We start from the raw sequence: 13130 nt of genomic DNA on the forward strand, positions 1-13130 counted from the left end.
GTGACGGGTGTCGTAGCCGATGAATGCGGATCCGGTCCGCCACATCCCTTCGTGAGATAGCCGCTGCCAAACGCACCGCCGTACGCGCTGAGCATCTCCGAGGGTTCCTGGGCCATGTACTCCGCGAATCCGGACCTTGGGAATGTGGTTGTCGACGAACAGCAGTTCATGGCCAGCAGCGGAAGTACCTTCGCGGTGGCCAACAGCCGGCGCCCTTGGGATCAACTGCCATCTGGCACGAACCTGTGCATCAAGACGATCAACAATCGCAGCGGGGTCGTGACGGTGACGTGGACGCGGAATCCTGACGGCATCGTCGACCACGTGACCGTCGCCGGCACACTCTGGAGACCGGTCAAGGAGCGATCATCGCCAGCTCTGACCTGCGACGGATGAGTACGTCGTTGGGGCTACAGGACGCCGATGCCGGACTCGAAGTCCTTGCGGATCTTGGTGAGGATTTCGGGGGTTTTGCTTGGTGGTGGGGCTGCGACGCACAGGGCTTCCATGGCGGACGTGTACTGGTCGAGTTCCTCGGGCTTGTCCAGGTACAGGGAGCTGTCGAGGTGCTCGATGTAGACCTTGTTGGGCAGGTCTTCCTCAGGGAAGCGGAGAATCGAGAACGCACCTGCGCTCGCGGCGTGGCCGCCGAGCGCGAACGGCACGATCTGCAGCGTGACGTTCGGCAGCTGCGACTTCTCGATCAGGTTGTCCAGCTGGTCGATGATGCACTGGACACCGCCGATCGGCCGCCGGAGCGCCGCCTCGTCGACCACGGCCCACAGCCGGACCGGATCCGGACGCGTCAGGATGTCCTGACGGTTCAGCCGCAGCCGCAGACGGCGCTCGATCTCCTCCGTCGGCACGACCCCGCGACCGAGCTGGATGACGGCCCGAATGTATTCGGCCGTCTGCAACAGCCCAGGAACGAACTGCAGTTCGTAGACGCGGATCATCTGCGCTGCGGCTTCGAGATCGATGTAGCTGTGGAACCAGTTCGGCAGCACGTCGCCGTACCGGTGCCACCAGCCGGGGTTGTTCGCCTGGCGGGCGAGTTCGAGCAGCCGTTCGCGCTCTTCGGCGTCGTCGAGGCCGTACAGGGTGAGCAGGTCGCTGACGTCGCGCTCGCGCAGACCGACGCGGCCCAGCTCCATCCGGCTGATCTTCGACTCCGAGGACCGGATCTCCCAGCCGGCGTCGGACCGGCTGATACCGGCCGCCACCCGCATCCGTCGCAGGTGCCCTCCGAGGACCATCCGCAGCGCGGTCGGCCCGCTTTGCGCGCCCGACACGGTCACACCCACCTCCCAGCGGCCCCAGCGATCACCAGTGATCCACAGACGCACATCATCGCACGCGGCGGCGCCGTTATGCCGAAGTCCTTACAAAACCACGACACACGCGCATCGAGCATCACGGAGCGTGAGTCTAGCCGACGAGCGATCCATCGATTTGTCAGTACATGAATCCTCGTCCAAGGCCCGCTGAACACCGTTCGATCTCGCCTGATTCGGCCCGATCCAGGCTTGGAGGGGTGCAAAGTGGTCTCGAATTGGAAAACGTGCGGATGCACGTGCATCGGGCGCTTGCATTCGCTACGTGCTGACGCCATGATTACTTCATGCACAGAAGGTGAGCTGGATCATGCGATACGTGACATCGCGTGCGCCGGCAGGCCGGTCCTACAGAGCGCCGACGGCCCCCCGTTGGCATGACTGGTTGGGGAACCCGTGTCGATGAACGACAACGACAGTGAACTGGTGACGCACTCCGCCGGCACGGCTGGTGGTGGCGCGCCCGAGGAACTGACGGAACGGGAGATCCAGGACCTGGTCGCGCGCTGCCCCGAACAGCAGCGCTGGGCTTTCGAGGGCTGGTTGCGCGGTGTCCGTCAGCTCGACGGCGACCCGATCGTGAGCCTGGCCCCATGACCACAGGAGGAGGACGGAAGATGGTGCGGATCTGGCTGGGTGATCACCTGATTGCCGAGTATGCCGCCGAGCCGGACCGCGCCTCGCGGTACCAGCGGGTGATGACCCCGAAGTTCACCGGATTGCGAATCACCGTTGACAATTCGGTCACCGGGAAGGCCTCGGAGCTGCCGAGCGAGCAGCTCTGGCCGCTCACCGTCCAGTAAGTCCGTACCTGCCCCTCAGGCACGTCAGGGCCGACTCTCGCCGGAGAGTCGGCCCTGACGCTTTGTACGTCGTCGTACGGCGCGTCGCGGCGTCCCGCGGGACTCCGGCGCGGGGACCGGCGCACTGCTTCTGCCTGGGCACATGAAAGGGCCCCTTCGTCACTCGCCTGGCGAAGGGGCCCTTGCTTCGGTGGTGCTGGTGTTGCTCAGATCAGGTCGTCGAACTCGCCGTCGTGAACGCCGCCGAGGAACGCCTCCATCTCTGCCTTCGTGAACACCAGAGCGGGGCCGTTGGCGAAGCGCGAGTTGCGCACCGCGGTGCCACCGTCCGGCAGTTTCGCTACCTCGACGCAGTTGCCCTGGGGTCCGCTGCGCTGGCTCTTCTTCCAGCTGAGGCTGATGTCGGAGTCGCCTGCCATGCCGTTGTAGATCTCTGTCATGGTCTGCACCTTTCATATGCGGCTGCAGATGCACGTGCATTTGGGCTTGCATCTGCATCGTACACACTTTTGGGTCCTGTGTCCGCACCCTTACTTCTGGTAATCGCGATCCGCTGAAACGAGCGTTCGATCACCGGATCCGGTCGCGGTCGGTGACGATTCAGGGGTTCGGAGCGGGTGCGTGCATGAGATCCGCTGAGCTGGGTACGTCTTCAGATGCAGGCATGACCGTGGTTCAGCGAAGTGCCACGCCGCGAAGACACAGTCGCGAGGTCATACCAATGGTCACCAACACGATGGAGCGGGCTTCGGCCCGGTACGGCGCCCCGACCGATCGGGCCGCCCGTGAAGCAGCCACCCGGGAACTGATGGAACGCAGGGCGGCAAGCACCTCGGCGGACGAGCGCCAGGAAATCCTGGAGCAGGTCGTCGAACTGAATCTGGAGATGGCCCAGGGCGTCGCGCGCCGCTTCCGCGGCCGGGGTGCCGAGGCCGACGACCTGGAGCAGGTCGCGTACCTGGGACTGGTCAAGGCGGCGCACCACTACCGGCTGGAGGCCGAGACCCCGTTCATCGGGTTCGCGATCCCGACCATCCGGGGTGAGGTCAAGCGGTACTTCCGCGACTGCGCCTGGACGGTCCGGATCCCGCGCCGGCTCCAGGAGATGCAGGGCACGATCGCGAACAAGCTGCCGGAGCTGGAGCAGGAGCTGAACCGCGAGCCGACGCCGGCGGAGCTGGCCGAGCACCTCGAGGTCGAGGTCACCGAGGTCGAGCAGGCGCTCGCGGCGAAGGGCTGTTTCAACGTGCTGTCGCTCGACCGCCCGGCCGAGGCGGACGCCGAGCTGACGCTGGCGGACGTGGTCGCGGACGACGACGACGCGAGCATCGACCAGCTGGAGACGGTCGAGATGCTGGAGCCGGTGCTCGCCGATCTCGGCGACCGCGACCGCCGCATCCTGCAGTTGCGCTTCGTCGAGGGCTGGACCCAGTCCGAGATCGGCGACGACATCGGTGTGAGCCAGATGCAGGTGTCCCGGGTCCTCCGCCGGATCCTGGACGACCTGCGGGACAAGCTCGTGCCGGAGCAGGCGGCGGCTTAGGCGGACCGCCAGGCCATCACAATCGGCATCGGCAGGAGTGCCTGAGCGCGGCGCTCCCCGGATGCGGGCGATTGTGATGGCCTGGGCGTCCGCGCCTTCGCGACTCGCTGGCTGCCGATCTCACTCCGCGTGCCGGGGGAGCGGCACAATGGGGGTGGACGAGGGGATGAGTCGTTGTTGTTGGCCTTGCGGATGTTCCGCACCGTGCCCGCGGACGCGGTCGCGGTGCTTCGTGCGTATCCGCCGATGGTGGTCTGCTTCGCCGCCGCGCTGACCGGCACCGCGCTGGTGTTCGACGTCTTCTACCTCGTCGCCAGCCCCGGACTCACGCTCGCACTTGTATATACAGTGCCGGTGCTCGCCGGTCTGATCGCCGGATTGGTCGCCGCGGCCGACGACGTCGGGCTCGAGCGCCGGGTGCTGCTCCGGACCGTTGCCCTGGCCGTTGCCCTCGGCATCACCAACGCGATCGTGGTCGCGATGGTCGCCGCGATGTTCCGCACCAGCCCGTCGAACTGGACCGCCGGCGGGCAGTCGGTACTGTTCGCCGCCTGCACCGTGCTCGCGGTCGCCGTCTCGATCGTTGCCTGCCGCAAGCTGATCGGTGCGCTCGGCATCGAGCTGCGGACCCGGCTCCCGCACCGCAGCCGGCCCCGTAGCCCGATCGCCGCTCCTACGGTCGCTGCCCCGCGCCCCCGCCCCAGCAAAGAGGCGGCAGCTCGCGCCGAGCCGCCGCCTCCGCCGCCCGAGCCGGCCGTCGAGGAGGAGACGATCCCCGTCTTCGTGCCGCCGCCCCCGAAGATCGTCGACCTCGACGAGGCCCGCCCGATCACCTCGTCCGCCGCCGCCACCCCCAGCGCAGCGCGCCCGCGCCGTACACCCCGCCGCACCAACAAGCCGGGCCGCCGCCCCGGCACTTGATCCCCGCCGCACACCCGGCGGACCGACAAGCCGGGCCGCCGCCCTGGGACCTGTTCCGCCGTACACCCCGGCGGACCAACAAGTCCGGCCGTCTGATTTCGGCTAGCAGGTCTGGTCGGTGGGTAGGCGGCCGCTGAGCAGGTAGTCGATCACCTTCGTGTCGACGCATTCGTTGCCGTACTCACCGAAGATCCCGTGCTTGCGCGCGTTCCGCACCGTGATCATCCGTGCCGACGGCAGGTCCTTCCGCAACGCGGTGGCGTACGGGTAGATCGCGCGCGGGTCGCCGTCGGCCGCCACGATCAAGGCCGGCTCCGTGTTGGCGATCCGTGTCGGTGCCTCCTGTGGCCGCACCGGCCAGGACGCGCACGGCGAGATCATCCGCGTCAGCGACGCGAAGTGCGGTTCGGTACGCCGGTGCTCCTGGATGTCGCGCCAGTACACCTGCGGGTCCCGCGGCGCCGCCCGGTCGCCGCAGAGGATCGCGATCTGCGCACTCGCGACCTGCGACGACGCCGGCGTCAGCACCGAGTCCAGGAACCCGCCCAGCTCCGCCCCGGGCTGCACCGGTCCGTACGTCGCGTCGAGCAACGTCCAGACGAACCCGGCGTACGTCGCCCGCGCCGCATCCCGGTCGTCCGCCAACGGCCCGAACAGCAACAGCGGCACCACTCCGTCGTCGAGCCGGTACTTCCCGACCGGCAACCCGCTCCGCCCCGCGACCCGCAGTACCCGATCCACCGACGCCAGCACCTGCGCCGTCGTCGCCCCAGGTGGTACGTCGAGTTGCGCGCCGCCGCCCAGGTGGCCCAGCTACGCAACGCGGACTCGTTGGCGGGACCAATGGTGCGGAGCAGGCGTGGACCGTACGGCACGGGATCGATCGGGCCGTCCAGCAGTACCCGATCCGTCCGTCCCGGGAACAGCTGCAGATACACCGACCCGAGGTAGGTCCCGTACGAGTACCCGAGGTACGAGATCTTCCGTTCGCCCAGCGCGGCCCGCACCTGGTCGATGTCCCGCGCGGTGTTCCGGGTGTTCACGTACTGCAGGTACTGCCCCGCGTTCGCGCCGCACCGCCGGGCCACGTCCGCGACCTGCGCGGACACCCGGTCGAACGACGCCCGGTCCGCACCGCCGGCCCACGGCCAGGCGGCGTACGGGAGCTTGCAGTCGATCGGCGTACTCCGGCCGACGAACCGCGGGTCGAGTCCGATCAGGTCGTACCGCGTCCCGGCCGCCTTCATCTCGGGCCGCAGTCGCAGCGGCATGCTCAACCCGGGTCCGCCCGGTCCGCCGTCGTTGAGCACCATCGCGCCGATCCGCTCGCCGGTCGCCCGGAGCCGGGACAGCGCGAGCGTGATCTTCGGCCCGTCCGGCCGCGCGTAGTCGAGCGGCACCTTCAGATCGCCGCACTCGGCACCGGCCCGGTCGAGCGCGGCTCCTTCCTCGTCCGCGGCGTCGAGCCGGCACTGATGCCACTCGATCTGCGGGCGTTCCACCGGCGCCGCGACCGGCATACCGAGCAGCGTGAGCACCACAAGCAGTTTCATGGTGTCGACGCTAGAGATCGGCGCGCCCGCGCACAGTGGACCGGCGACCCGGCCGACGGTCGCGCACGCGCTACCTGGAACTGCGACACTGTCCGACGTGTGGGATCTGATCGTGGTCGGAGCGGGACCGGCGGGGGCGTCGGCCGCGCTGGGGGCGTTGGCGGCGGACCCGAGTTTGTCGGTGCTGCTGCTCGACAGGCACGACTTCCCGCGGGACAAGGCGTGCGGTGACGGCATCGCGCCGCACGTACTCGACCTGCTCGCCGGCGTCGGCGTGACCGGGATCCTCGACGACTGGACTCCGGTACGCCGGTTCGTGCTGAACCGCGGGTCCGCCGGCGTCGACCGGGAGCTGTCCCGGCCGACCTGGGTGGTGCCGCGGACCGTGTTCGACCACCGGCTGGTCGAGGCAGCCCAGGCGGCCGGTGCGCAGTTCGTCCGGCGGCGCGTCCGCGGCCTCGCGGTCAGGCGCGGTTCCGTCGCGGTGGACGACCTCGACGCGCGCTTCGTCGTCGGCGCCGACGGCGCGCATTCCGTCGTACGGCGGGAGCTCGGCGTGAAACCCGGACCGGTCGCGCTGGCGATCCGCGGGTACGCGCCGACGCCGGCCGCCCGCGCGGCGAGTCAAGTGATCGCCTACGGCCCGGGACGGCAACCGTCGTACGCCTGGTCCTTCGACCGCGGCGACGGCTGGTCGAACGTCGGGTACGGCGAACTCCTCGCCGGCACCCGCCCGACGCGCGCCGACCTGCTGCGGAACCTGGAACAACTCCTGCCCGGCGCGAGCGACGGCGGCGAATCGTGGTGGGGGCACCACCTCCCGCTGGCCGGCTGGTCCTGGCGACCGCGCCGCGGACCGGTGCTGCTCGCGGGCGACGCGGCCGGGCTGATCAACCCGATGACCGGCGAAGGCATCTACTACGCGGTCGCCACCGGGCTGCTCGCCGGCCGCGCGATCGCGGACGCACTCCGGGCGGGCTCGTCGGACGCCGGTACGCCGTACCGCCGCCGCACGTCCCGCCTGCTCTCCAGGCACCTGCGCGACACCGCGCTCGTCGCCCAGCTCAGCCGGTCGGACCGCATCCTCGACGCCGGAATCCGCGCGGCGGCCGGCGATCAGCACATCTTCGACGACCTGGTCGAGCTAGGTCTCGCGGACGGCGGCCTCACCCGCCGGCTGCTCCGCACCATCCTGCCCTGAGCTCTTCGCCGCGTACTCCAGTACGTCGGTCACCCGCTCGACAGGCCAGCCGAGCGCGGCGGCGAGCTCCTCGGCGTCCAACCTCTCCTGAAGAACCGCGAGCACCGCGAGGCAGTCCTGGAAACCGGCGCCGCCGGACATGTCCTCGCTGAGCCGCGCGAAGAAGTCGGCCATGTGAGACAGGCGCTGCCCCGCCGGGGTGTCCGCCCCGAGCAGGGCGATTCCCTCGGCGGCGGTCTCGGCCCAGTTGTTGTTGGTACGCGCGCTCACCTCCCAGGCCTTGAACCACACGTCGTCGGCGACCACGTAGTGCTGCAGACGGCGTACCGGGTCGGGCTCGCGGTGCACCATGCCGACCTGCTCGAGGTACCCGATCGCCTTCGAGATCGACGCGGGGCTGACCTGCAAGTCGCGGACGAGCTCGGCCGCGGTCAGGGTGCGCGAGTCGGACGTATAGAGCAGAGCCAGCACCCGCGACGCCATCCGCGGCAACCCACCCTCGACCATCATCTCGGCAAACCGCTCCACAAAAGCCCGTCGAGGATCCCCGGCGCCGCCCGGCCCACCCGCGCCCGCTGCGCCGTTCTCGCGCCCCGTGCGACGCCGGGCGCGAGCCGCCGTCGCGTAGTGCGCGTGATCGGCGCGATACCCGCCCGCGCCGCCGTTGCGCGCGACCTCCCGGCTGATCGTCGACGTCGGCCGCTCCAGCCGCCGCGCGATCTCGGTGTACCCGAGCCCGCCCGCCAGCCCCTCCGCGATCTGCAGCCGATCCTGATGACTCAGCCTGCCTCCCGGCATCCGAAACCTCCGCGCATTCACCATCAGCCCATTGCAACGAATTGCATTCCGCGGCATCCTCATTGCACAGAATGCCATAAATAGCAGGAAAAACCGAAGGCAGCGACGAGCGACAACATTGCCGATTGAGTAAACGCAACCTACCTTCAGCACCATGGTGATGACAGTTGACGGCCTCCGGATGCGGTACGGCGACACCGACGTCCTCGACGGCGTCTCGTTCGAGGCCCGCCCCGGCGAGGTGCTCGCCCTGCTCGGCCCGAACGGGGCCGGCAAGAGCACCACGATCGAGATCCTCGAAGGCTTCCGCCTCCGCTCCGCCGGCCACGTCGACGTACTCGGCGCCGACCCGGCCACCGCCGGTGAACGCTGGCGCTCCCGGATCGGCATCGTGCTGCAGTCCTGGCGCGACCACGGCAACTGGCGGGTCGGCGAACTCCTCCAGCACCTCGGTTCCTGCTACACGCCGTACCGCAGCCCCTGGCCGACCGCCGAACTCCTCGACGCCGTCGGCCTGACCGAGCACTCCGGGCAGAAGATCAAGACCCTCTCCGGCGGTCAGCGCCGGCGCCTCGACGTCGCGATCGGAATCGTTGGCCGCCCCGACGTTCTGTTCCTCGACGAGCCGACCACCGGGTTCGACCCGGAGGCCCGTTCGGAGTTCCACGAACTCGTCCGCCGGCTCGCCGCCGAGCAGGGTACGACGGTCCTGCTCACCACCCACGACCTCGACGAGGCGAGCAAACTCGCGCACCGGATCCTGGTCCTCGCCGCGGGCCGCATCATCGCGTCCGGCAGTGTCCCCGACCTGACCCAGCTGATCGCGGGCGAGGACGAGGTCGGCTGGACGGTCGACGGGCAGCGGTTCCGCAAGTCCACGTCCGACGCGACCGCCTTCGTCCGCGAGCTGTTCGCGACGTACGGCGACGCGCTCGGCGAGCTCGACGTACGCCGCGCGTCCCTCGAAGACACCTACCTCGCACTCGTCCGGGAGCAAGCATGAGACGCGGCTGGCAGCGCGGGCTGATCGAACTGCGGCAGTCCTTCACCAATGGCCCGGAGCTGGTCAGTCACTTCCTCTGGCCGGTACTGATGCTGGTCGCGCTGTTCTTCCTGCGGCATCGCGACTTCGGGTCGAGCGGGATGCTGCTCGGCGCGCTCGCCCTGCCGAGCATCCTCGGGATGAACGCGGCGATGGGCATGGTCAGCATGAGCCAGCAACTGACGGCCGACCGCGAGGACGGGACACTGCTCCGGGCCAAGGCCATACCAAACGGTATGGTCTGTTACCTGGTCGGCAAGGTGGTCTCGGTCGCTGGTGGGCTGATCGTCGACCTGGCGATCCTGCTGATCCCCGGGCTGTTCCTGGTCCACGGGATCGCGGTCGGGGCGGCGCACTGGTTCACGTTCGTCTGGGTGCTGCTGCTCGGCCTGGTCGCGACGCTGCCGATCGGCGCGGTCCTCGGCTCGGTGTTCACCACCGCGCGGTCGCAGGGCCTGATCCAGTTGCCGATGCTCGGGCTGATCGCGATCTCCGGCATCTTCTACCCGATCACCGCGCTGCCGGGCTGGCTGGCGGGGATCGGCCAGCTCACTCCGGTGTACTGGATGGGCCTCGGCATGCGGTCGGCGATGCTGCCGTCCGAGGCAGTGGCTGTCGAGGTCGGACACTCGTGGCGCCACCTGGAGACGGTCGGCGTCCTCGGCCTCTGGGCGGTCGCGGGCCTGCTGCTGGCTCCCGTCGTACTGCGGCGAATGGCACGCCGCGAATCCGGCTCCAAGGTCGCCGAGCGTCGCGAACGTGCACTCCGCCGCGTCGCATGATGGATCCATGGACGAGATGCAGGCATGGACAGTCGCCCGACCGGGTCCCATCGACAGCGGTCCGCTCCGGCCGGTACGCCGTACCGTTCCGGAGCCTGCGGCCGGCGAGGTCCTGGTCGAGGTCGAGGCGTGCGGCATCTGCCGGACGGACCTGCATCTGACGGAGGGCGATCTGCCGCCGAAGCATCCGGGAGTCGTCCCCGGGCACCAGGCCGTCGGCAGGGTGGTCGCTCGGGGCGGCCGCGCTGCGACAGGCGGGCGAACTGCGACAGGCGGGCGGGATGGCGGGGGAGGTGTTGTCGCGGACGGCGGGAGTGTCGAACGGTTCGGGATCGGGGAGCGAGTGGGGATTGCCTGGTTGCGGGGGACGTGCGGCGTGTGCGAGTTCTGCCGCGGCGGTTTCGAGAACCTCTGCCCGCGATCGACGTACACCGGCTGGGACGCCGACGGCGGATTCGCGCAGTACGCCGTGGTGCCGCAGGAGTACGCGTACGCGCTGCCGGACGACCGTCCCGCCGCGGAGCTCGCGCCGTTCCTGTGTGCGGGGATCATCGGCTACCGCTCCCTGCTCCGGGCGAACCTGCCGCCGGGCGGCCGGCTCGGGATCTACGGGTTCGGGTCCAGCGCGCATCTGACCGCGCAACTCGCCACGGCACAGGGCGCGGAGCTGTTCGTGATGACCCGCGGCGAACGGAACCGCACCCTCGCCCGGGAGCTCGGCGCCGTGTTCGTGGGGGAGACCGCGGACCGTCCGCCGGTCCCGCTCGACTCGGCGATCGTGTTCGCCCCGGCCGGCGACGTGGTCCCGTACGCACTCGAGGCGGTCCGGCCGGGTGGGACGGTCGCGGTCGCCGGCATCTATCTGTCCGACGTACCGGCCCTGAACTACGAGCGGCACCTGTTCCACGAGCGCGACCTGCGGAGCGTCACCTCGAACACCCGCCGGGACGGCGAGGAGCTGTTCCGGCTGATCGCCCGGCTACCGGTCACCCCGCACATCACGACCGTGCCGTTCGATGCCGTCGACCGCGCGCTCGCGGACGTCGCCCACGGTCGCGCGAGCGGCTCGCTGGTCGCCGTACTCGACTAGGTCCTGGCTGGATCACCAGACAGGACCTATGAAAAATCGGGTGAACCGATCTGCGCCGGGGTGCGTTAGAACTGGGTGAAGATTCCACCAAGGGGTCCTGCGGACTTCAGCAGCGGTGGCTAGCTGCGTTAGATTTGATCAAATCTTACCGAGCTGCCAGGGAGTGAACGTGCGGATGTGGGATCTGACCCACCACTCGTGGTCGGTCCTCGTCGTACCCGCAGGCACCAGAGAGGGCGGCCGGTGCTGAGCAAGCTCCTCGGCGCGGTGGGTGCAGTCCTGCTGATCGTCGGGGTGGTGCTCGCCGTTCGCCCGGTCCACGCCGGCGGCGACGCCTGCGGCTCGGTCTTCCAGCCCGACGAGGGCATCACGCCGATGCAGTGCGACGCCCGCCTCAGCAGCCGCGGCACCCTCGCCGCCGGCTTCGGTGTCGGCGGCCTGGCCCTCGGCCTCACCACCCTCACCCTCACGACCATCCGCGACCGCCGCTCCCGCACGCTCTCCTGAGGGTCTGACCTTGACGTAGTGCCCAGGTCACAGAACCAGGCTGACCGTCGCGAACGAATGCGGCGGCAGCGTCACCCGCAGCCCGCGTGGCTCCGGTTCCACTGCGAGTGCCACCGGAACGACCGCGTCCGGGTCCGCGACCGTGTTGTGCGCCTGCGGGTTCGATGCCGTCAGCAACCGTCCGGACGCTTCCCAGGATGCCGCACCCCGAAGATCCAGTACGACGTCCAGTGCCGTCTCCGGGTCCAGGTTGCTGAGCGACACCAGCGCCCGGCCGTCCTTCACCGATGCGGACGCCGACACCAGCTCCGTCGCCGTACCGTCGAGATCGTGGGTGCGACCCTCGACCACGTGCACCGGCAGCGACTGTGCGTCGTGGTGACCCTTGTTCATCTCGAAGACGTGGTACGTCGGGGTCCGGACGAGTGCGCCGTCATCGCCGGTCAGCAGCATCGCCTGCAACACGTTGACGGTCTGCGCGATGTTCGCCATCACCAGCCGCTCCGAGTGCCGGTGGAAGACATCGAAGTGCAGGCTCGCCACCAGTGCGTCGCGCATCGCGTTCTGCTGATACAGGAAGCCTGGGTTCGTCCCCGGCTCGACGTCCCACCAGGTGCCCCACTCGTCCAGTACGAGGCCGATCTTGCGCTCCGGGTCGTACGCGTCCATCAGTGCCGAGTGCGCCTTGATCACCCGCTCGATGCCCTGGGCCTTCTGGATCGTCCGGTAGTAGCCGTCCAGGTCGAAGTCGGTCGCGCTGCCCTTGTGCTCCCACGTCCCGGCGACCGTGTAGTAGTGGAACGAGATCGCCTGGAAGATGTTCTTCGGTTCGCGGCCGCAGCCCAGGCAGCTGACCGCCTTCAGCAGCGCCTCGGTCCACGCGAGGTCGTCGTCCGCCGCGCCGGCCGCGATCCGGTACAGCTTGTTGTCGCCGTGGTCCTTGAGGAACGTGGCGTAGCGCCGGGCGAGGTCGGCGTACGCCTCGGCGCGCAGGTTCCCGCCGCAGCCCCACGCCTCGTTGCCGATGCCCCAGAACGGCACCTGCCACGGCTCGTCCCGCCCGTTCGCCTTCCGCTCGCGGACCATCGGGCTGTCGCCGTCGCGGGTCAGGTACTCGACCCACTCGCTCATCTCCCGCACGGTGCCGCTGCCGACGTTCCCGTTCAGGTACGGCGCGGCACCGAGCAGCTCGCACAACGCCATGAACTCATGGGTGCCGAAGTGGTTGTTCTCCTCGACGTTGCCCCAGTGCGTGTTCACCATCGACGGCCGGTCCGCCCTGGGGCCGATGCCGTCCTTCCAGTGGTACTCGTCCGCGAAGCACCCGCCGGGCCAGCGCAGGTTCGGGATCTCCAGCGCCCGCAGCGCCTCGACCACGTCGCTCCGGATGCCACCGACGTTTGGGATCGGTGAGTCCTCGCCGACGTAGAACCCTCCGTAGATGCACCGCCCGAGGTGCTCGGCGAAGTGCCCGTACAGGTGCCGGCTGATGGTCGCCCCCGGTACGTCAAGGTCGATAACGACGCGTGCTTCAGACATTGAGCCCTCCGTTGTCC

The 13130-nt window shown here is 69.3% G+C and carries 16 protein-coding genes; 10 read left to right on the plus strand and 6 right to left on the minus strand.

Going from position 1 to position 13130, the window contains the following annotated elements:
• Positions 1 to 144 precede the first annotated feature (144 nt).
• Positions 145 to 396, plus strand: coding sequence for a hypothetical protein (locus JOF29_RS33360; protein ID WP_209698351.1), 252 nt, complete (start codon positions 145 to 147; stop codon positions 394 to 396).
• Between the two features lie 14 nt (positions 397 to 410).
• On the opposite strand, the gene JOF29_RS33365 is transcribed toward JOF29_RS33360, so the two are convergent.
• Positions 411 to 1298 carry a Sco1979 family transcriptional regulator gene (locus tag JOF29_RS33365; protein ID WP_307863818.1) on the minus strand — a complete coding sequence of 296 codons (888 nt, stop codon included), beginning with the start codon at positions 1296 to 1298 and terminating at the stop codon, positions 411 to 413.
• Between the two features lie 438 nt (positions 1299 to 1736).
• On the opposite strand from JOF29_RS33365, the gene JOF29_RS33370 reads away from it, so the two are divergent.
• Positions 1737 to 1931: a hypothetical protein gene (locus tag JOF29_RS33370; RefSeq protein WP_209698352.1), complete on the plus strand. Its 195-nt coding sequence runs from the start codon at positions 1737 to 1739 to the stop codon at positions 1929 to 1931.
• Positions 1928 to 2137: a hypothetical protein gene (locus JOF29_RS33375; protein ID WP_245359700.1), complete on the plus strand. Its 210-nt coding sequence runs from the start codon at positions 1928 to 1930 to the stop codon at positions 2135 to 2137. Before JOF29_RS33370 ends, JOF29_RS33375 begins: the two co-directional genes overlap by 4 nt.
• A gap of 206 nt (positions 2138 to 2343) precedes the next feature.
• On the opposite strand, the gene JOF29_RS33380 is transcribed toward JOF29_RS33375, so the two are convergent.
• Positions 2344 to 2577: a DUF397 domain-containing protein gene (locus tag JOF29_RS33380; RefSeq protein ID WP_209698353.1), complete on the minus strand. Its 234-nt coding sequence runs from the start codon at positions 2575 to 2577 to the stop codon at positions 2344 to 2346.
• 281 nt (positions 2578 to 2858) lie between these two features.
• On the opposite strand from JOF29_RS33380, the gene JOF29_RS33385 reads away from it, so the two are divergent.
• On the plus strand, positions 2859 to 3680 hold the full coding sequence (locus JOF29_RS33385; RefSeq protein ID WP_245359702.1) for a SigB/SigF/SigG family RNA polymerase sigma factor: 822 nt from the start codon (positions 2859 to 2861) through the stop codon (positions 3678 to 3680).
• Positions 3681 to 3854: 174 nt separating this feature from the next.
• The gene (locus tag JOF29_RS33390; protein ID WP_245359704.1) at positions 3855 to 4601 is read left to right on the plus strand and encodes a hypothetical protein; all 747 of its coding nucleotides are present in this window, start codon (positions 3855 to 3857) and stop codon (positions 4599 to 4601) included.
• 102 nt (positions 4602 to 4703) lie between these two features.
• Here the strand turns inward: JOF29_RS33390 and JOF29_RS45675 are convergent, their stop codons facing one another.
• Both JOF29_RS45675 and JOF29_RS33400 read right to left on the minus strand, forming a co-directional pair.
• Positions 4704 to 5168 (minus strand): alpha/beta hydrolase, encoded by a 465-nt coding sequence (locus tag JOF29_RS45675; RefSeq protein WP_209698354.1) that lies wholly within the window; start codon positions 5166 to 5168, stop codon positions 4704 to 4706.
• Entirely contained in the window at positions 5123 to 6154 is a 1032-nt protein-coding gene (locus JOF29_RS33400; RefSeq protein WP_209698355.1) for an alpha/beta fold hydrolase, read from the minus strand. The genes JOF29_RS45675 and JOF29_RS33400 overlap by 46 nt, the downstream gene beginning before the upstream one ends.
• Here JOF29_RS33400 and JOF29_RS33405 point away from each other — a divergent pair.
• A complete protein-coding gene (locus JOF29_RS33405; protein WP_209698356.1) occupies positions 6153 to 7355 on the plus strand; it encodes an NAD(P)/FAD-dependent oxidoreductase in 1203 nt (400 codons plus the stop codon). The two genes, JOF29_RS33400 and JOF29_RS33405, sit on opposite strands and share 2 nt — an antisense overlap.
• Here JOF29_RS33405 and JOF29_RS33410 read toward each other — a convergent pair.
• On the minus strand, positions 7299 to 8153 hold the full coding sequence (locus JOF29_RS33410; protein ID WP_209698357.1) for a GbsR/MarR family transcriptional regulator: 855 nt from the start codon (positions 8151 to 8153) through the stop codon (positions 7299 to 7301). The two genes, JOF29_RS33405 and JOF29_RS33410, sit on opposite strands and share 57 nt — an antisense overlap.
• A 154-nt stretch (positions 8154 to 8307) precedes the next feature.
• Here JOF29_RS33410 and JOF29_RS33415 point away from each other — a divergent pair, with 154 nt between their 5' ends.
• The 4 genes from JOF29_RS33415 to JOF29_RS33430 all read left to right on the plus strand — a co-directional run bounded on the left by JOF29_RS33415 (position 8308) and on the right by JOF29_RS33430 (position 11574).
• Positions 8308 to 9156 (plus strand): ABC transporter ATP-binding protein, encoded by an 849-nt coding sequence (locus JOF29_RS33415; protein WP_209698358.1) that lies wholly within the window; start codon positions 8308 to 8310, stop codon positions 9154 to 9156.
• Entirely contained in the window at positions 9153 to 9977 is an 825-nt protein-coding gene (locus tag JOF29_RS33420; RefSeq protein ID WP_209698359.1) for an ABC transporter permease, read from the plus strand. Before JOF29_RS33415 ends, JOF29_RS33420 begins: the two co-directional genes overlap by 4 nt.
• A 7-nt stretch (positions 9978 to 9984) precedes the next feature.
• Entirely contained in the window at positions 9985 to 11067 is a 1083-nt protein-coding gene (locus JOF29_RS33425) for a zinc-dependent alcohol dehydrogenase family protein (RefSeq protein ID WP_245359705.1), read from the plus strand.
• A 243-nt stretch (positions 11068 to 11310) separates the two neighbouring features.
• Entirely contained in the window at positions 11311 to 11574 is a 264-nt protein-coding gene (locus JOF29_RS33430) for a hypothetical protein (protein ID WP_209698360.1), read from the plus strand.
• 27 nt (positions 11575 to 11601) lie between these two features.
• Here the strand turns inward: JOF29_RS33430 and JOF29_RS33435 are convergent, their stop codons facing one another.
• Positions 11602 to 13113, minus strand: a complete 1512-nt coding sequence (locus JOF29_RS33435) for an alpha-N-arabinofuranosidase (protein ID WP_209698361.1) — start codon at positions 13111 to 13113, stop codon at positions 11602 to 11604.
• Positions 13114 to 13130 lie beyond the last annotated feature (17 nt).

Origin of the sequence: Kribbella aluminosa, from assembly GCF_017876295.1 — a bacterium.
Lineage (GTDB): Bacteria > Actinomycetota > Actinomycetes > Propionibacteriales > Kribbellaceae > Kribbella > Kribbella aluminosa.

Excerpts from the sequence above, each read along its gene's own strand:
- JOF29_RS33415 (WP_209698358.1), top strand. The coding sequence starts at position 8,308 with ATGGTGATGACAGTTGACGGCCTCCGGATGCGGTACGGCGACACCGAC.
- JOF29_RS33425 (WP_245359705.1), top strand. The coding sequence starts at position 9,985 with ATGGACGAGATGCAGGCATGGACAGTCGCCCGACCGGGTCCCATCGAC.
- JOF29_RS33380 (WP_209698353.1), bottom strand. The coding sequence starts at position 2,577 with ATGACAGAGATCTACAACGGCATGGCAGGCGACTCCGACATCAGCCTC.
- JOF29_RS33375 (WP_245359700.1), top strand. The coding sequence starts at position 1,928 with ATGACCACAGGAGGAGGACGGAAGATGGTGCGGATCTGGCTGGGTGAT.
- JOF29_RS33385 (WP_245359702.1), top strand. The coding sequence starts at position 2,859 with ATGGTCACCAACACGATGGAGCGGGCTTCGGCCCGGTACGGCGCCCCG.
- JOF29_RS33370 (WP_209698352.1), top strand. The coding sequence starts at position 1,737 with ATGAACGACAACGACAGTGAACTGGTGACGCACTCCGCCGGCACGGCT.
- JOF29_RS33435 (WP_209698361.1), bottom strand. The coding sequence starts at position 13,113 with ATGTCTGAAGCACGCGTCGTTATCGACCTTGACGTACCGGGGGCGACC.
- JOF29_RS33405 (WP_209698356.1), top strand. The coding sequence starts at position 6,153 with ATGGTGTCGACGCTAGAGATCGGCGCGCCCGCGCACAGTGGACCGGCG.
- JOF29_RS33420 (WP_209698359.1), top strand. The coding sequence starts at position 9,153 with ATGAGACGCGGCTGGCAGCGCGGGCTGATCGAACTGCGGCAGTCCTTC.
- JOF29_RS33400 (WP_209698355.1), bottom strand. The coding sequence starts at position 6,154 with ATGAAACTGCTTGTGGTGCTCACGCTGCTCGGTATGCCGGTCGCGGCG.
- JOF29_RS33410 (WP_209698357.1), bottom strand. The coding sequence starts at position 8,153 with ATGCCGGGAGGCAGGCTGAGTCATCAGGATCGGCTGCAGATCGCGGAG.